This window comes from Kosakonia sp. MUSA4, assembly GCF_013085925.1.
GTDB classification, from domain to species: Bacteria; Pseudomonadota; Gammaproteobacteria; order Enterobacterales; family Enterobacteriaceae; genus Kosakonia; species Kosakonia sacchari_B.
This window is the reverse complement of record NZ_CP025697.1, coordinates 1134993-1153014: the sequence shown is the minus strand read 5'-3', so window position 1 is coordinate 1153014 and position 18022 is coordinate 1134993. Positions and strand designations below refer to the sequence as shown.

The following is an 18022-nucleotide window of genomic DNA, read 5'->3' as shown; positions in this document are numbered from 1 at the left end:
ACTCCCGCCATGGGAGGCCATCATGTTTGTTTGCCCCATTTGTGGTGCTGTCGCTCGCACACGCACCAGTCGCCGTCTCAGTGAGATGACGATCCGTCAGTACCATCAGTGCCAGAATTTTGAATGCAGCATCACATTTACCACACTGAACAGTGTGGAAAAGTTGGTAACGAAGCGCGGCCCGCGTGAAAAACTACCAGATAATTTCATCCCTACCGATGCATTTCCTGCCACACATTATGGAAGAGATCAGCTAAGCCTGTTGCCATAATAAAAGCCCCGCTCCTTAGCGGGGCTTTGTCATTGTAAAGCAGGCACTTTTGTCAAAGTGTGGTCGCTATGTGGACACTGATTTTAAAAATCCCTTTCAATCAGTAATTTAAAAACTTGACCTTCCCCTTGATGGAAGGTTTAAGCTTCATTTCACTCAGTATTGAAGCATCACAACCAAGGAGATTTACCATGTCTCACACCATAGAACTAAACCTGGATGGCCTCTCCTGCGGCCATTGCGTTAAACGCGTCAAAGAGAGCCTGGAAAAACGCCCCGATGTTGAACAGGCGGACGTAACCATTGAACGCGCGGAAGTTACCGGCAGCGCCAGCGCTGACGCGCTGATCGCGACCATTAAAGAAGCCGGATACGGCGCGAGCTTAAGCCACCCAAAGGCTAAACCGCTGACAGAGTCATCACTCCCGTCGGAAGCACTGACAGCGGCCCCCTCTGAGCTTCCGGCAGCCAGCGACCTTGATGACAGCCAACAGCTGCTAATCAACGGCATGAGCTGCGCCAGTTGTGTTTCCCGGGTACAAAAAGCCTTGCAGGCCGTACCGGGCGTGACGCAGGCACGGGTCAACCTGGCGGAGCGCACCGCGTTAGTCATGGGGAGCGCGCCCGCCGCTGAATTAGTCAGTGCCGTAGAGCAAGCGGGCTATGGCGCTGAAGCCATAGAAGACGATATTAAGCGCCGCGAGCGCCAGCAGGAAACCGCGCTCGCCACCATGAAGCGTTTCCGCTGGCAGGCGATTGTCGCGCTGGTGGTCGGCGTGCCCATCATGGTCTGGGGCATGATGGGTGACAATATGATGGTCACCGACAGCAATCGCGCTCTGTGGCTGTTTATCGGCCTGATTACCCTGGCGGTGATGATTGTCGCCGGTGGACACTTCTACTCCAGCGCGTGGAAAAGCCTGCGTAACGGCGCCGCCACCATGGATACGCTGGTGGCGCTGGGAACCGGTGCTGCCTGGCTCTATTCGATGAGCGTTAACATCTGGCCGCAGTGGTTCCCGATGGAAGCCCGCCATCTCTACTACGAAGCGAGCGCGATGATTATCGGCCTGATTAATCTCGGCCATATGCTGGAAGCCCGCGCCCGCCAGCGTTCATCGAAAGCGCTGGAACGCTTACTGGATTTAACACCGCCAACCGCGCGAGTCGTCACCGCTGACGGCGAGAAAAATCTGCCGCTGGCAGAAGTACAGCCGGGAATGACATTGCGTCTTACCACTGGCGATCGCGTGCCGGTAGACGGCGAAATCAGCCAGGGCGAAGCCTGGTTCGATGAAGCGATGCTGACCGGCGAACCCGTGCCGCAGGAAAAAAGTATCGGCGAAAGTATTCACGCCGGGACGGTGGTGCAGGATGGTAGCGTGCTGTTTACCGCCAGCGCGGTCGGCAGCCACACCACGCTTTCGCGCATCATCCGGATGGTGCGCCAGGCGCAAAGCAGCAAGCCGGAAATTGGTCAACTGGCCGACCGTATTTCGGCGGTATTTGTGCCAGTAGTGGTCGCTATCGCGCTGCTCAGCGGCGCAATCTGGTACTTCGCTGGTCCTGCGCCGCAAATCGTTTATACGCTGGTGATCGCCACTACCGTGCTGATTATTGCCTGTCCGTGTGCGCTGGGGCTGGCAACGCCGATGTCGATTATCTCCGGCGTCGGTCGCGCCGCGGAATTTGGCGTGCTGGTACGCGATGCCGACGCCCTGCAACGCGCCAGTACGCTGGATACGATTGTATTTGATAAAACCGGCACCCTGACGCGCGGCAAGCCGGAAGTGGTCAGCGTCAAAACGCTGGAGGGCGATGATTCGGCGGCGCTGCGTCTGGCAGCGGCACTTGAGCAAGGTTCCAGCCACCCGCTGGCACGGGCGATCATGGAAAAAGCGGGCAGCGATGCGCTGCCGACGGTGAATCAATTCCGCACATTACGCGGGCTGGGCGTTAGCGGTATTGTCGATGGACGCACTGTATTGCTCGGCAATCAGGCTCTGCTGGCAGAGCAAAATGTGGATACCCGCGCGCTCGACGATGAGATAGCCACGCAGGCCAGTCTCGGAGCAACGCCAGTGCTGCTGGCGGTGGATGGCATCGCCACGGCGCTGTTCGCTATTCGCGATCCGCTACGCGATGACAGCATAGAAGCCCTGCAACGCCTGCACCGCGCCGGTTATCGCCTGGTGATGCTTACCGGTGATAATCCCATTACGGCCAACGCGATTGCCAAAGAGGCCGGGATTGATGAAGTGATTGCCGGCGTTCTGCCTGACGGCAAAGCCGAAGCGATCAAAAACCTGCAACAGCAGGGCCGCCAGGTGGCGATGGTGGGTGATGGCATAAACGACGCGCCCGCGCTGGCACAGGCCGATGTCGGGATCGCCATGGGCGGCGGCAGCGATGTTGCCATTGAAACTGCCGCGATAACGTTGATGCGCCATAGCTTGCTGGGCGTGGCTGATGCGCTGGCGATTGCCAAAGCGACGCTGCGCAATATGAAGCAAAACCTGCTGGGGGCGTTTGTCTATAACTCGCTGGGTATTCCTATTGCTGCCGGGATTCTCTGGCCGCTGACCGGCACCCTGCTCAACCCGGTTGTGGCGGGTGCAGCAATGGCGCTCTCCTCCATTACAGTGGTCAGCAACGCTAACCGCCTGCTGCGTTTTAAACCTCACCAGTAGCCCGCAAATGTTACCCCGCCGTTCAGGCGGCGGGGTTTGCACCTTGCAGCCTGCCGCGTTAGCATGGGATTTTTCACCCGGAAAGCGCGTATGACTCTGTTTCAACGATTGAAAAACTTCTTTCTCGCGCTTCGTGTGCGCCGCTATCGCTGGCCAGCAATGGATATCACGCTGCCCGGCGGCCAGCATCTGCATCTGGTCGGCAGTATTCATATGGGCACCTATGGCATGTCGCCGCTGCCGGAATTACTGCTGCAAAAACTGCGTCATGCCGATGCGCTGATCGTCGAAGCAGACATTGCCGGTTCCGATTCCCCTTTTGATAACCTTCCTCCCGCAGTACCACTCGAAGAGCGCCTGAATCCCCAGCTCCTGAGCCAGCTTGAGCAGACGCTGCAAACCCTTTCGCTGTCGCGCGAGGAGTTTGAACAGCGCCCGGCCTGGCATATTGCGCTGGTGCTGCAGGCAACCCAGGCTCAACGGTTGGGGCTGCGCCCGGAGTATGGCGTCGATTATCAACTGTTGCAGGAGGCCCAGCAGCACCAGGTCAGCGTGCTGGAGCTGGAAGGCACCACCAGCCAACTGGATATCCTGCGCCAGTTACCCGATGACGGCATCGAACTGCTACAGGACACCTTAACGCACTGGCATGAAAATGCGCGCCTGCTACAGGTGATGATGAGCTGGTGGCTGGAAACGCCGCCTGCCGCAGAGTTGTTCAGCTTGCCGTCAACCTTCAGCCAGCCGCTGCATGATGTTCTGATGCATCAGCGTAATCAGGCGTGGTGCGATCGCCTGTTCGCGCTGCCGCCAGGGCGTTATGTGGTGGCAGCCGGCGCGCTTCATCTCTATGGCGATGGCAATCTTCCTGCGCTGCTGCAACAACGGATGGCGCAATAGCGCAAGATGGTACTATTTTTGTTGAGGCACACAGGCGTATGCTTATGGCGTGAAATGACTGTGGTAAGAAGGATTTGCTATGACTCCCGCCGTGAAATTACTCGAAAAAAACAACATCTCTTTTCAGGTGCACACTTACGATCACGATCCCAACGAAACTAATTTTGGTGATGAAGTGGTGCGCAAGCTGGGGCTGAATGCCGATCAGGTCTATAAAACGCTGCTGGTGGCGATTAACGGCGATATGAAACATCTGGCCGTGGCGGTTACGCCGGTCGCCGGTCAACTGGATTTGAAAAAGGTCGCCAAAGCGCTGGGGGCAAAAAAAGTGGATATGGCCGATCCGATGGCCGCACAGCGCAGCACCGGGTATCTGGTGGGCGGCATCAGCCCGTTGGGGCAGAAAAAGCGCCTGCCGACGCTGATTGACGCACCGGCGCAGGAATTCGCCTCGATTTACGTTTCTGGCGGCAAACGCGGGCTGGATATTGAACTGGCGGCGATCGATCTGGCAAAAATGCTGGACGCGAAATTTGCCGATATCGCCCGCCGCGATTAACGCTGATGAGCTGGTTACTGCCAGCTCACTTCCCCTTTCGGTTCGAAAGCAGCCGCATCCAGCGGCGAGTTTTTCTGAATAAACTCTTTCAGCACTTCAGCATCGATAAAACCGGTATTCACATAGCCCGCTTTATCATCAAGACGCGGATAACCATCACCGCCGGTGGCGTTGAAACTTAACGTTGCCAGGCGGTACGTTTTCGCGGCATCAACCGGTTCACCTTTGATCTTCAGTTCGTTGAGCTTGCCGTCTTTCGCGACAAAACTGACGTTGGCAAACTGCGGATAAGCGCCGGAATCCGGCTTCATCTGCGCCACAGCAGTGAGATAATCCGTCAGCTCTTTGCCGGTCAGCGTAGCGTAAACCAGCGTATTGCCGAACGGCTGCACTTTCAGCACATCTTTATAGGTGATGTCGCCCGCTTCAATGGAGTCACGCACGCCGCCGCCGCTCATCACCGCCAGATCCGCGCCAGTGCGCGCCATTTGCGCAGCCAGAATCACCCGCGCCAGGTTGGTTTGCACAAAACGGACTTTGCTGCGATCCCCTTCCAGGTGACCGGTGGTGTTGCCGATTTTCACCTCCAGTTGCGCTTTGCCTCTGTTCTGGAACGGCGTCAGCAGCGACAACATCTGCGGGTTTTCAGCAATTTCCGGCGTATAGAGTACGCGCTCACTTTTGCCGTTATCGTAGGTGACTTTCTTCTTCAGGTTGACCGGGATCAGCTGATAGCGCACCAGTTTCATCTCACCGTTGCGGAACTGGAAATCGGCGCGGCCAACGTATTTACCCCATTCATGGGCCTGCACAATCCAGATACCGTTCTGCTGATCGGGCGCGCACGGCGTTCCCGGCACGTAATCGACCTGCTTTTTATTCTCGGAAGCCATGCACACCGGATCTTGTGAGTGACCACCCACAATCATCGCCAGCGCCCCTTTCGGCAGGCTGCGCGCCATCTCCACATCGCCCGGTGCATTCGAGCCGTGCTCGCCATTGTCGTAATGGCCCATATGAGTAGTGGCGATGATCACGTCTGGTTTTTCGTTCTGCTGGAGTTCCTGAATCACCAGCTTCGCTTCCTCGGCAGGCTTACGGAATTCGATGTCGGTGAAAAACTCCGGGTTGCCGATTTTGGCGGTATCATCGGTGGTTAAACCGATCACGGCAATCTTCAGCCCCTGGCGATTAAAGATCATCCACGGCTTAAACAGACGTTCGCCGGTGCTTTTTTGATAAATATTGGCGGAGAGGAACGGGAACTTCGCCCACTTCTCCTGCTGACGCAGAACGCTGAGCGGGTTATCGAATTCATGGTTGCCGACGGCCATGGCGTCATAACCAATCAGGTTCATGCCGCGAAAATCCGGTTCAGCATCCTGTAAATCGGATTCGGGTACGCCAGTATTGATGTCGCCGCCGGAGAGCAGCAGTACGCTGCCACCTTCGGCCGCCACCTCTTTACGAATGCCGTCCACCAGCGTCTTTTGCGCCGACAGTCCATATTCGCCGTAATCACTGCGCCAGAAGTGACCGTGGTGATCGTTGGTATGCAGGATGGTGACGTTATAAGTTTTGTCCTGCTCGTACGCCTGCACCTGCCAGCTTGCCATGCCCAACGTTGCCAGCAGCGCCAACGTGGTGCTCTTTGGTAGCCAATTCATGCTTCTCTCCCTGACCCATTGATAAAAACCCGAAATTACAATGCTGAACAATAATAGACAAATATGTTTTTAGCGTTGCGACTTCCTTCAACACATCCACGCAGGTAATGTTAGGCAGATAACAATTACCGCTCTTCTTTTCTCTTCTGACAAAACATACGTGGTATTTATGGCAATCAGTGAAACGTCGCAGACTCCTCCGGTCGCGCGCACCTCGTTCGGTATTCTTGGCGCTATCAGCCTTTCGCACCTGCTTAACGATATGATCCAGTCGCTGCTACTGGCGATTTACCCGCTGTTGCAGGCCGATTTTTCCCTGTCATTTGTGCAGATTGGGTTTATCACCCTCACCTTCCAGGTCGCCTCCTCGCTGCTGCAACCGGTGGTCGGTTACTGGACGGACAAACATCCGATGCCGTGGTCGCTGCCCATTGGCATGTGTTTTACCCTCAGCGGGCTGGTGCTGCTGGCGCTGGCGGGTAATTTTACAACGGTGCTGATTGCTGCCGCGCTGGTCGGAACCGGCTCATCGGTGTTCCACCCGGAATCATCGCGCGTAGCGCGGATGGCTTCCGGCGGCCGTCACGGGCTGGCGCAATCCATTTTTCAGGTTGGCGGCAATTTTGGTGCCTCGCTCGGCCCATTGCTGGCGGCGGTGATCGTTGCGCCCTACGGTAAAGGCAACGTCGCCTGGTTTGTGTTGGCCGCCCTGCTGGCGATCATCGTACTGATGCAGGTGAGCCGCTGGTATGCAGCCCAGCACCGCGTGAACAAAGGTAAAAAGATAGCTGTGGTGAATAGTCCGCTGCCACGCAATAAAGTGATACTGGCGGTCTGCATCCTGCTGATTCTGATTTTCTCCAAATACTTCTATATGGCGAGTATCAGCAGTTATTTCACCTTTTATCTGATGCACAAGTTTGATTTATCCGTGCAAAACGCGCAGATGCATCTGTTTATCTTCCTGTTTGCGGTTGCCGCGGGCACCGTTATTGGCGGGCCTTTAGGCGATAAGATCGGCAGAAAGTATGTGATTTGGGGCTCTATCCTCGGCGTTGCCCCTTTCACGCTGGTTTTACCGTATGCATCGCTGTTCTGGACCGGAATTTTGACGGTGATAATTGGTTTTGTTCTTGCATCGGCTTTCTCCGCCATTCTGGTCTATGCCCAGGAGTTGCTGCCAGGGCGTATTGGCATGGTTTCCGGGCTGTTTTTTGGTTTCGCCTTCGGTATGGGCGGGCTTGGCGCTGCGGTACTGGGGCTGGTTGCCGATCACAGCAGCATCGATTTGGTCTACAAAATATGTGCTTTCCTGCCATTACTCGGGATTCTGACGATATTCCTGCCCGATAACCGCCCACAACATTGATTTCCTTGCGGCCAAAATCCCTCTTTGGCCGCTGCTTTCTGTTGCCTCTCCTCACTTGTCGCACGATTTCTGTTACGGATGACCCTGTTGCGCCTTTTTTTCTGCCAAATTGCCGTTTTATTCATAATTCAACAATTATTCATAAACATACTGGCGAAAATTGTCATAAACTGTAACTCAGTTAACGGTCATCGACCGTGGGATCCACGCATCAACGAAAGGAGACGGAATGCATCACGCCACACCGCTTATCACCACCATTGTCGGCGGCCTTGTACTGGCCTTTATTCTCGGCATGCTTGCCAATAAACTGCGAATTTCTCCTCTGGTGGGGTACTTGTTAGCGGGTGTGCTGTCCGGGCCATTTACGCCGGGCTTTGTCGCTGATACTCAACTGGCGCCCGAACTGGCGGAATTAGGCGTGATTCTGCTGATGTTCGGCGTTGGGCTGCACTTCTCTTTAAAGGATTTGATGGCGGTAAAGTCGATCGCCATTCCCGGAGCGATAGCGCAAATTGCCGTCGCGACGCTGCTGGGTATGGCGCTTTCCGCACTGCTTGGCTGGTCTCTTATGACCGGTATCGTGTTTGGATTATGTCTTTCCACCGCCAGTACGGTGGTGTTGCTGCGCGCGCTTGAGGAGCGGCAGCTTATCGACAGCCAGCGCGGGCAAATCGCCATCGGCTGGCTGATTGTTGAAGATCTGGTGATGGTGCTGACACTGGTGCTGCTGCCTGCCGTCGCCGGGATGATGGAAAAAGGCAACGCTGGGCTGGCATCGCTGGCGCTGGATATGGGCATCACCATCGGTAAAGTGGTGGCCTTTATCGCCATTATGATGCTGGTTGGCCGCCGTCTGGTGCCGTGGATCATGGCGCGTAGCGCCGCAACCGGTTCGCGCGAGCTGTTTACGCTCTCCGTGCTGGCGCTGGCGCTCGGCATCGCCTTTGGCGCCGTCGAGCTGTTTGATGTCTCCTTTGCTCTTGGCGCGTTCTTCGCCGGTATGGTGCTGAACGAATCCGAGCTCAGCCACCGGGCTGCGCACGACACTCTGCCGCTGCGCGACGCGTTTGCGGTGCTGTTCTTTGTCTCCGTCGGTATGTTGTTCGACCCAATGGTGCTGATCGAACAGCCGCTGGCGGTGCTCGGTACGCTGGCGATTATCATTTTCGGTAAATCGCTGGCCGCCTTCTTCCTGGTGCGCCTGTTCGGCCACTCGCCGCGCACCGCGCTGACCATTGCCGCCAGTCTGGCGCAGATTGGTGAATTTGCCTTTATTCTGGCGGGCCTGGGGATGTCGCTGGGGCTGCTGCCGCAGGCCGGGCAAAATCTGGTGCTGGCGGGCGCGATCCTGTCGATTATGCTCAACCCGGTGCTGTTTACGCTGCTGGAGAAGTACCTCGACAAAACCGAGACGCTGGAAGAACAAACGCTGGAAGAAGCCATCGAAGAGGAAAAGCAGATTCCAGTGGATATCTGCAACCATGCGCTGCTGGTTGGGTTTGGCCGCGTCGGTAGCCTGCTGGGCGAAAAACTGATGGCGCAGGGCATTCCGCTGGTGGTGATTGAAACCTCGCGCACCCGGGTGGATGAGTTGCGCGAGCGTGGGATCCGCGCCGTACTGGGCAATGCCGCCAATGAAGAGATCATGAATCTGGCGCATCTCGACTGCGCCCGCTGGCTGCTGCTGACCATTCCGAATGGTTACGAAGCCGGGGAGATTGTCGCGACCGCGCGTGAGAAATGCCCGGACATTGAAATTATTGCCCGTGCGCATTACGACGACGAAGTGGATTACATTACCGAGCGCGGCGCCAATCAGGTGGTGATGGGGGAACGCGAAATCGCCAATACCATGCTGACACTGCTGGAGAAACCACCGGTTGAAGAAGCGGTGACGGGGTAAACCAACGGCTTTAATTGCCGGATGGCGCTACGCTTATCCGGCCTGCGAATCTGAATGCCCGGCGGTGTTTCGTTTACCGGATCTGCTGAGCTGAATTGCCGGATGGCGCTACGCTTATCCGGCCTACGAGTCTGATTGCCCGGTGGTATTTCGTTTACCGGACCTGCGGAGCTGAATTGCCGGATGGCGCTACGCTTATCCGGCCTACGAGTCTGATTACCCGGCGATGTTTCGTTTACCGGGCATACGATCTGAATTGCCCAGTGGTATTTCGTTTACCGGGCATACGATCTGAATTGCCCTGTGGTGTTTCGTTTACCGGACCTGCGGAGCTGAATTGCCCGGTGGTGCTTCATTTACCGGGCCTGCGTATAAATGCCGATTTTGTAGGCCGGATAAGGCAACGCCGCCATCCGGCGAAACAAACGAAATCAACGCTCCCAGTACGCCTCTTCGAGGCTGTCTTCCCGCTCCGGTAGGCCACGGGTTAAGCGCGGCGAATGCTGGTTCAGCACCTGGTAGCTCACGCGGTTGGCGTATTTGCATACCTGCGCCAGCGACGAATAGGTCAGCCAGTTGAATTTATGTTTGCTGGAATTCGGCACATTAGTGCGGTGGTAATTGTTCGCCGTAATGTCGTGCAGCAACGCCGCCAGTGCGCCATCTCCCGCGCCATTGGTGTTCATGATCTTCTCAGGCCCGCCCATATAGGGGGCAATGTGCGAGTAGATTCGCAGCGGGTTCTGGCAATCTTTATGGCGTATCGCCCGGCTGAACTCATACTGGTTGAACTCGGCAATCGCGCCCGGCAGCAGCGGATGCTGGGTTTTGCGCTTCGCATCCTCTTCGGTAAAACCGGCCATATACAGGCCAACTGGCCCGGCGGTGCAGAGCACCAGATCCACCCAGTCCAGCGCTTTATCGGCAGCCAGCAGCGGGTCGCTTTCGCCGGTCAGCGCATGGCCTTCCTCTTCGTTCATCGCCAGAATCGAGACGTTCTCTTTGAGAAAATCGCGCCACCACTGCGGATTATCGGCAATCACATATTTGGTGCCCAGCGTCAGCACCACCGGCACGTTATACTTTTTGGCATAGGCTACGGCTTGCAGGGTGGCATCCGGCATCGGCTCGCCGGGATTGCAACGCACCAGATACGAAGAGAGCACCAGCGCAGACGCGCCCGCAATCACCGATTCCGGAATGCTCTCCGGGCGAAGCTGGTTCATCTGCCCGGGGCTAATGGCAAACGTCCGCTCGCCGCTATCGCTGATCAGCGTAAAGCAACGACCAATCGCGCCATTCACGCCTTGCAGATAGTTCAGATCGGTACGACTGGAGGTATTGCACAGATAACGGTAGGCATAGCTGCCGATTTTCACGTTGTCGCACATCACGCCGAGCAACACCGAACGGTCATCGGCCAGCACCGAGTAGTTATGCATGGTGTTACCGATCGTGCCGCCAGCAAATTGATGGGTGATCAGATCGTTACTCACCAGTTCCTGGTACAACGCTTCGGCCACATCATCGGCGATCACCAGCGAATGCCCGGCGCTCAGACCATAACGCGCGATAAACGCATCGTCCACTTTCGCCTCGATATCCACCAGTGTCTGATCGATACCGACCACCCAGCAGGTGCCAACTTCATTTTCTGGCTGGATTTGTTGCAATAACGGATCGCGGGCGTTGACGGGAAAATAGTGTTTGGATTTACGTTTACCGGGAAATTTCATGGGTTGTAATAAGCGCTGAACATATGGGCTGTGAATGTTAACACATTCTCAGCCCGGCGCACGATCAGCGATATTTGGCTGTCAGGTTGACCATCATCTCGATATGCTCTGGCGAATCATTCAGCGCTGGTATGTATTCATACTTCTCGCCGCCCGCCTCAAGGAAAAACTCACGGTTTTGCACCGCGATCTCCTCCAGCGTCTCCAGGCAATCTGCAGCAAAACCTGGCGACATCACCTGAATATGTTTCACCCCTTTCTCACCCAGCATTTTCAGCGTTTCATCGGTGTACGGCGTCAGCCACGGTTCGCGGCCAAAGCGCGACTGGAAGGTCATCATCACTTTTTCCGGCGGCAGATCGAGCGCCGAGACCAGTTCACGCGTGGTATCACGGCAGCGCTGCGGGTAGTCGTCCCCTTCCGCCGCGTAACGCTGTGGAATGCCGTGATAAGAGAGCAGCAGCAGATCCGGCTCACCGTGCTTTGCAAAAGAGGCGCGCGCGCTGTTGGCCAGCGCAGAGATGTAATCCGTATCGTCGGCGTAATCGCGGATAAAGGAGATGCCGGGAATATGGCGTTTCTTCGCCAGAATTCGCGCCAGTTCGTCCCATACCGCCGCCACCGTTGAGCAGGAGTATTGCGGATAGAGCGAGAGCACCACAATATGGTCAACGTCCTGTTCCAGCAGGGCATCCACGGCGCTTTCCAGCGACGGCGAACCGTAACTCATGCCGAGCGCCACGGGAACGTCCGGCAACCGCGCCGCCAGCGCCTGCTGCTGCCTGCGGCTGTACACCATCAGCGGCGAACCTTCTTCCATCCAGACAGACTGGTATAGCTTTGCCACGCGCGGTGAACGAATCGGCAGGATCACACCGCGTAATAGCGGCCACCACAGCAAGCGCGACGTATCAACAACGCGTCTGTCGCTTAAAAACTGCCGCAGATAACGTTTTACTGCTGCCGGAGTGGGTGCATCGGGGGTGCCAAGATTGGCAAGCAGGATGCCGGTTTTCGCCTGACTCATTCACGCCTCTTAACCTTTTGAATGGTTGATAATTGTAGCGTAAAAGCGTTTAAACGGAACCAATTGCAGCGAAAGGTGAGATGAGAAATATTCTCACCCGGAGGGAACCGGGTGAGGAAACGCGTTTAGCCGAGGATTTTTTCCAGCTCTGCGCGTACATCAGCAACGGCTTTGGTGCCGTCCACTTTAGCGTATTTGGTGTTACCCGCCTGCGCTTCTTTCTGGTAGTAGCCGATCAGCGGTGCGGTCAACTGATGGTATTCCACCAAACGTTTACGCACGGTCTCTTCCTGATCGTCTTTACGCGTGGTCAGCTCTTCGCCGGTCACGTCGTCTTTGCCTTCTACTTTCGGCGGATTGAATTTAATGTGATAAACGCGGCCGGAAGCGGCGTGTACGCGACGACCTACGATGCGATCAACGATCAGCTCGTCCGGAACATCGAATTCCAGTACGTAATCCACGGCGATGCCGGCTTCTTTCATGGCATCCGCTTGCGGAATGGTACGCGGGAAGCCGTCCAGCAGGAAACCGTTACGGCAATCTTCCTGGGCGATACGCTCTTTCACCAGCGCGATAACCAGCTCGTCGGTCACCAGTTTGCCCGCGTCCATGATGTCTTTCGCCTGTTTACCCAGTTCGCTGCCAGATTTAACAGCCGCGCGCAGCATGTCACCGGTAGAGATTTGCGGAATACCGTATTTCTCCATGATGAACTGAGCCTGAGTTCCTTTACCCGCGCCCGGAGCGCCAAGCAGAATAATACGCATTGCGAAAATCCCCTCAAAAGTTGGTTCAATTTTTCAAAAGCGTTAAAAGATACCACCAGAACGAGTATCGCTCAAGGAAGCCGGGCTGGCTGAAACGGTTAATGAGAGAGATTACTTTGGGGAGTACCCCTCTCGCGTGAAACGAGAGGGGTAAGGTCAGACTAAAAACAGAAACTTAGGCAATCAGCAACTGATTCATACGGCGGATGAACTGGTTCGGATCTTCCAGCGTGCCACGTTCGGCAAACAGCGCCTGATCGAGCAACAGCTCAACCCACTGGCTGAACTGGCTGTCATCCTGGGTTTCCGCAGCACGTTTCACCAACGCGTGATCCGGGTTCAGTTCAAAGATGTATTTGATTTCCGGCGCATTCTGACCGGCAGCCGCGAACAGTTTCGCCATCTGCGTGCTCATCTCGTCGGCATCGGTTACGACCACCGCTGGCGTTTCGGTCAGACGATGCGTCAGGCGCACCTCTTTCACGCGATCGCCAAGCAGGGTTTTCACGCGCTCAACAAACGGCTCAAGCGCTTTTTCCGCCTCTTTCGCGCTTTCGTCCACTTCGTCGGCCAGTTTTTCCAGCGACGCATCAGCTTTTGCCACGGACTGGAACGGTTTGCCGTCGAATTCGGTCAGGTAGCTCATCATCCATTCGTCGATGCGATCGGAAAGCAGCAGCACTTCGATACCTTTCTTACGCAGCAGTTCCAGATGCGGACTGCTCTTCGCCGCAGCGTAGCTGTCTGCGGTAATGAAGTAGATCTTCTCCTGGCCCTCTTTCATGCGCGACACGTACTCTTCCAGCGACACGGTTTGCGCAGAAGAGTCATTGTGCGTGGAGGCAAAGCGCAGCAATTTGGCAATCGCTTCCAGGTTGGCGCTGTCTTCGCCAGCCCCTTCTTTCAGCACCAGGCCGAACTGCTGCCAGAACGTCTGGTATTTTTCTGCGTCATCTTTCGCCAGTTTATCGAGCATTTGCAGCACGCGTTTGGTCAGCGCGGTACGCAGATTACGCGTGACGCTGCTGTCCTGCAGAATTTCGCGCGAAACGTTGAGCGGCAGATCGCTGGAATCCACCAGGCCACGAACAAAGCGCAGGTAGTTCGGCATGAACTGTTCGGCTTCGTCCATGATAAACACGCGCTGCACGTAGAGTTTCAGGCCGTGTTTATGATCGCGGTTCCACATATCCCACGGCGCCTGCGACGGGATATAAAGCAGGCTGGTGTACTCCTGCTTCCCTTCCACGCGGTTGTGGCTCCAGGTCAGCGGATCGGTAAAGTCGTGGGCGATATGTTTGTAGAATTCGTTATATTCGTCGTCTTTGATTTCAGACTTGTTGCGCGTCCACAGCGCCTGCGCTTTGTTGATTTTCTCCCAGGAAACCACGGTTTCGCCGTCTTTCTCTTCCTGTTTTTCGATCTCGACCGGCAGAGCGATATGGTCGGAATATTTGCTGATAATGGAACGCACGCGCCAGTCATTGAGGAAATCATCTTCCCCTTCGCGCAGATGCAGCGTGATTTCCGTCCCGCGATCGGCTTTGGTGATATCGGCGACGGTGTATTCGCCCGCACCTTCAGATTCCCAGAAAACGCCGTTTTCTGCGCTCTCGCCCGCCGCGCGGGTGCGCACGGTCACTTTATCCGCGACGACAAACGCCGAGTAGAAACCGACACCGAACTGACCGATCAACTGACTATCTTTGGCCTGATCGGAGCCCATTGATTCGAGAAACGCTTTAGTGCCAGATTTGGCGATGGTGCCCAGATGATCGATAACTTCATCGCGGGTCATACCGATACCGTTATCGGCGATGGTCAGCGTACGCTTTTCTTTATCGAAAGAGACGCGGACATGCAGTTCGCCGTCGCCTTCGTAGAGATCCGGGTTGGACAGCGCGCGGAAACGCAGTTTGTCCGCCGCATCCGAGGCGTTGGAGATCAGCTCACGCAGGAAGATTTCTTTGTTCGAATAGAGAGAATGGATCATCAGGTGCAGAAGCTGTTTAACTTCAGACTGAAAACCGCGAGTTTCTTGTCCTTTCATCGGGAAAACCTCAACAATGCCATTTACAAGGTAAAAAGTGCGTTGAGGGGGAAGTGGGGACAGAAGCGGGAATTTTCAAGCGGAGGCAAAAATTTCTGCCTCCGTTTGATTAAAAACGAATCTTGTGGCGACCGGCCAGCGAATGCGACAGCGTGGTGCCGTCAACCATCTCCAGCTCACCGCCCACCGGCACGCCGTGCGCGATGCGGCTGGCTTCCACACCATATTGCGCGCAAAGCTCCGCAATATAGTTAGCCGTTGCTTCACCTTCCACCGTCGGGTTGGTGGCGAGGATCACTTCCTGGAGTTTTTCTGCGGCCAGGCGCTGCTCAAGCCGATCGAGACCGATATCATCCGGCCCGATACCGTCCAGCGGCGACAGATGCCCCATCAGCACAAAGTAGCGCCCCGAGAACTGCCCGGTTTGCTCGATGGCATAAATATCCGCCGGGCTTTCCACCACACAGATTTGACCGTTTTCCTGGCGCCGCGGGTTGCTGCATATATTGCACACTTCCTGCTCGGTAAAGGTACGGCAATCGGCGCAGTGGCCGATTTCCGACATCGCCCGGGTGAGCGCCTGCGCCAGCCGCATACCGCCGCTGCGATCGCGCTGCAACAGCGTAAACGCCATGCGCTGCGCCGACTTCGGGCCAACGCCCGGCAGGCAGCGCAGTGCTTCCATAAGCTGCGTTAACAGCGGACTGGTCTGCATCAGAACGGCATCTTAAAGCCTGGCGGCAGAGACATGCCGGAGGAAACAGAAGCCATTTTCTCTTTCTGGGTTTCATCGATACGGCGCGCAGCATCGTTAAATGCAGCGGCGACCAGATCTTCCAGCATCTCTTTGTCGTCTTCGAGCAGGCTCGGATCGATCTCCACGCGACGGCAGTTATGCGCGCCGTTGATGGTCACTTTCACCAGGCCCGCGCCTGATTCGCCGGTCACTTCCAGCTGTGCGATCTCTTCCTGCATTTTCTGCATTTTTTCTTGCATCTGCTGGGCCTGTTTCATCAGGTTACCCAGACCGCCTTTTCCAAACATAGGCTTCTCTCTTTAGCTGTGGTGACTGACCAGAGTGATAAGTCACATTCAGGGTTGAAAACGGAAAGCCGCAGCTTGCCGTCAAAGGGGGCGAATACTCTCTTCATCCAGATCCGCATCGAAAAACCGTTGCAGCGTCTGAATGTTATTATCCGCAATAATTGCCTCACGCGCCTGCGCGAGCTTTTCCTCATAGATTGCCTGACGCCACTCCAGCGGCGTTCGCACTGCCGGATTATCATCTTCAATGATAGTCAGTTCAACCGTCGAACCGTGCAATTCGCTAAGCGCGTCGCTAAGCGCCTTCTGTGCGCCCTGCGAATTAAGGTGACGCTGCGCGCTGCGCAGATGCAGACACCAGCGATCGCCCTCCTGCTCTTTCCAGGCATTCAGCGCCACCTGCTCAACCAGTTTTGGCAATTTTAGCTGGCTGACCTCTTTCGCCCAGGCATCACGTTCAATCGCCTCTTCCGCCAGCTTTTTCGCCAGCTCCGGCGTTTTCTCGTGTTCCAGCGCCTTTTTCAGCGCTTTGGGCGTGGCAACAACCTCTTTTGTCTCGGTGACAACAGTGGTTGCTTTCCAGCGGTAGGCCTCTTTTTTAGCCGGAGCCTGTTCAAGCGCCGACGGCGCCGGGCGCGACTGCACGCGCTCGGTGACCGAAGCCAGACGCTCCAGCGCGGCATTACTCACCGGCCGCGCGCGGGTTGCGGCTGCCGGTTCACTCTTTTTTGCTTTGTCTGCTCCCTGAGCGCGTTGCAACTGCCTGCGCGCCGCCAGCACCGAGCTGGTTGATTCGGGCAGCGGTGCGTCATTCTGCACCGGTGCCGCCGCTGGTTGAGCCTGCGGCGCAGGCGGAACCTGCTGCGGCGACATTACGGCAGTGGGCGCCACAGGCGCGAAAGATTGCTGAGGCACTTCTGGCGCTGGTAGCGGCGCGCGCGGATGGAACGCCAGCGCGCGCAGCAGCGTCATTTCAACGCCCATGCGACGATCCGGGGCGTAAGGCAGCTCTTTGCGGCCAATCAGCAGCGTCTGATAGTAGAGCTGCACATCGGTGGGTGGCACGGTGCGAGCCAGTTCACGCAAACGCTGCTCAATCGGGGCCATGTCGCTGCCGAGCGCCGCAGGCGTCAGCTGCACCATGGCGATACGGTGCAGCAGCGCTTGCATCTCCAGCAGCAAGGCTTCCCATTCAACGCCGCGCGATGCAGCCTCGTTCACCAGCCCCATAGCGCGTTCGCCGTCGGCGGCAACCACCGCTTCAACTAATGAAAGCGCCTGGTCGTCATTCAGCGTGCCAAGCATGGAGCTGACCACCGCCGCGGAGAGCTGCCCGTTGCCGCTGGCAATCGCCTGATCGGTCAGGCTTAGCGCATCGCGCAGGCTGCCGTCAGCCGCACGCGCCAGCAGTTGCAGCGCACGGGGTTCATGTTCAATCTTCTCGTCAGTCAGAATGTGCTCAAGCTGGCTGCGGATCTGCTCGACATCCAGTGCTTTCAGGTGGAACTGAAGGCAGCGGGAAAGAATGGTCACCGGCAGTTTTTGCGGATCGGTAGTCGCCAGCAGGAATTTGACGTGCTCAGGCGGCTCTTCAAGCGTTTTCAACAGCGCGTTAAAGCTGTGACGCGAGAGCATATGCACTTCGTCAATCAGATAGACTTTGAAACGCCCGCGCGCCGGGGCGTACTGCACGTTATCCAGCAGATCGCGGGTATCTTCAACTTTGGTACGCGACGCGGCGTCGATCTCAATTAAATCGACAAAGCGGCCCTGCTCAATTTCGCGGCAGTTATCACACACGCCGCACGGCGTTGCGGTGATGCCGGTTTCGCAGTTCAGCCCCTTCGCCAGCAGACGGGCGATAGAGGTTTTGCCGACGCCGCGGGTGCCGGAGAACAGATACGCATGATGAATGCGTCCTGATGATAAGCCGTTCGCCAGTGCGGTCAGCACATGCTCCTGGCCGACGACGTCAGCAAAAGTTTGCGGTCGCCATTTTCGGGCTAAGACCTGATAACTCATTGGCAGGCTCT

14 protein-coding genes and 1 other annotated feature are annotated in these 18022 nt (G+C 56.4%); of the genes, 6 read left to right on the top strand and 8 right to left on the bottom strand.

What is annotated here, in order from left to right; genetic code table 11:
• The first annotated feature begins 22 nt into the window (after positions 1-22).
• From C0557_RS05410 to ybaK, 4 genes are all read left to right on the top strand, one after another.
• Complete coding sequence (locus C0557_RS05410) at positions 23-271, top strand: ogr/Delta-like zinc finger family protein (protein ID WP_074776680.1); 249 nt, start codon at positions 23-25, stop codon at positions 269-271.
• A 191-nt stretch (positions 272-462) separates the two neighbouring features.
• Positions 463-2961 (top strand): copper-exporting P-type ATPase CopA, encoded by a 2499-nt coding sequence (gene copA / locus C0557_RS05405; protein ID WP_208657752.1) that lies wholly within the window; start codon positions 463-465, stop codon positions 2959-2961.
• 90 nt (positions 2962-3051) lie between these two features.
• Positions 3052-3861, top strand: coding sequence for a TraB/GumN family protein (locus C0557_RS05400; protein WP_208657751.1), 810 nt, complete (start codon positions 3052-3054; stop codon positions 3859-3861).
• A gap of 79 nt (positions 3862-3940) precedes the next feature.
• Entirely contained in the window at positions 3941-4420 is a 480-nt protein-coding gene (ybaK, locus tag C0557_RS05395; protein ID WP_208657750.1) for a Cys-tRNA(Pro)/Cys-tRNA(Cys) deacylase YbaK, read from the top strand.
• A 14-nt stretch (positions 4421-4434) separates the two neighbouring features.
• On the opposite strand, the gene ushA is transcribed toward ybaK, so the two are convergent.
• Positions 4435-6087, bottom strand: a complete 1653-nt coding sequence (gene ushA / locus C0557_RS05390) for a bifunctional UDP-sugar hydrolase/5'-nucleotidase UshA (protein WP_208657749.1) — start codon at positions 6085-6087, stop codon at positions 4435-4437.
• Between the two features lie 169 nt (positions 6088-6256).
• Between ushA and C0557_RS05385 the strand changes: the two genes are divergently transcribed.
• The gene (locus C0557_RS05385) at positions 6257-7456 is read left to right on the top strand and encodes an MFS transporter (RefSeq protein ID WP_208657748.1); all 1200 of its coding nucleotides are present in this window, start codon (positions 6257-6259) and stop codon (positions 7454-7456) included.
• A 229-nt stretch (positions 7457-7685) separates the two neighbouring features.
• Positions 7686-9362, top strand: coding sequence for a YbaL family putative K(+) efflux transporter (gene ybaL / locus C0557_RS05380; RefSeq protein ID WP_208657747.1), 1677 nt, complete (start codon positions 7686-7688; stop codon positions 9360-9362).
• A gap of 431 nt (positions 9363-9793) precedes the next feature.
• On the opposite strand, the gene C0557_RS05375 is transcribed toward ybaL, so the two are convergent.
• The 7 genes from C0557_RS05375 to dnaX all read right to left on the bottom strand — a co-directional run bounded on the left by C0557_RS05375 (position 9794) and on the right by dnaX (position 18011).
• On the bottom strand, positions 9794-11098 hold the full coding sequence (locus C0557_RS05375) for an inosine/guanosine kinase (RefSeq protein ID WP_074776674.1): 1305 nt from the start codon (positions 11096-11098) through the stop codon (positions 9794-9796).
• Positions 11099-11162: 64 nt separating this feature from the next.
• Positions 11163-12125 (bottom strand): ferrochelatase, encoded by a 963-nt coding sequence (gene hemH, locus C0557_RS05370; protein WP_208657746.1) that lies wholly within the window; start codon positions 12123-12125, stop codon positions 11163-11165.
• 125 nt (positions 12126-12250) lie between these two features.
• The gene (adk, locus tag C0557_RS05365) at positions 12251-12895 is read right to left on the bottom strand and encodes an adenylate kinase (protein ID WP_074776672.1); all 645 of its coding nucleotides are present in this window, start codon (positions 12893-12895) and stop codon (positions 12251-12253) included.
• Positions 12896-13070: 175 nt separating this feature from the next.
• Entirely contained in the window at positions 13071-14945 is a 1875-nt protein-coding gene (htpG, locus tag C0557_RS05360) for a molecular chaperone HtpG (protein ID WP_208657745.1), read from the bottom strand.
• 109 nt (positions 14946-15054) lie between these two features.
• The gene (gene recR / locus C0557_RS05355; RefSeq protein ID WP_007373595.1) at positions 15055-15660 is read right to left on the bottom strand and encodes a recombination mediator RecR; all 606 of its coding nucleotides are present in this window, start codon (positions 15658-15660) and stop codon (positions 15055-15057) included.
• Positions 15660-15989 carry a YbaB/EbfC family nucleoid-associated protein gene (locus C0557_RS05350; protein WP_007373594.1) on the bottom strand — a complete coding sequence of 110 codons (330 nt, stop codon included), beginning with the start codon at positions 15987-15989 and terminating at the stop codon, positions 15660-15662. Before C0557_RS05350 ends, recR begins: the two co-directional genes overlap by 1 nt.
• A gap of 81 nt (positions 15990-16070) precedes the next feature.
• Entirely contained in the window at positions 16071-18011 is a 1941-nt protein-coding gene (gene dnaX, locus C0557_RS05345; RefSeq protein ID WP_208657744.1) for a DNA polymerase III subunit gamma/tau, read from the bottom strand.
• Positions 16674-16738, bottom strand: a sequence feature (DnaX frameshifting element). Its footprint overlaps the gene before it by 65 nt.
• Positions 18012-18022: the final 11 nt, after the last annotated feature.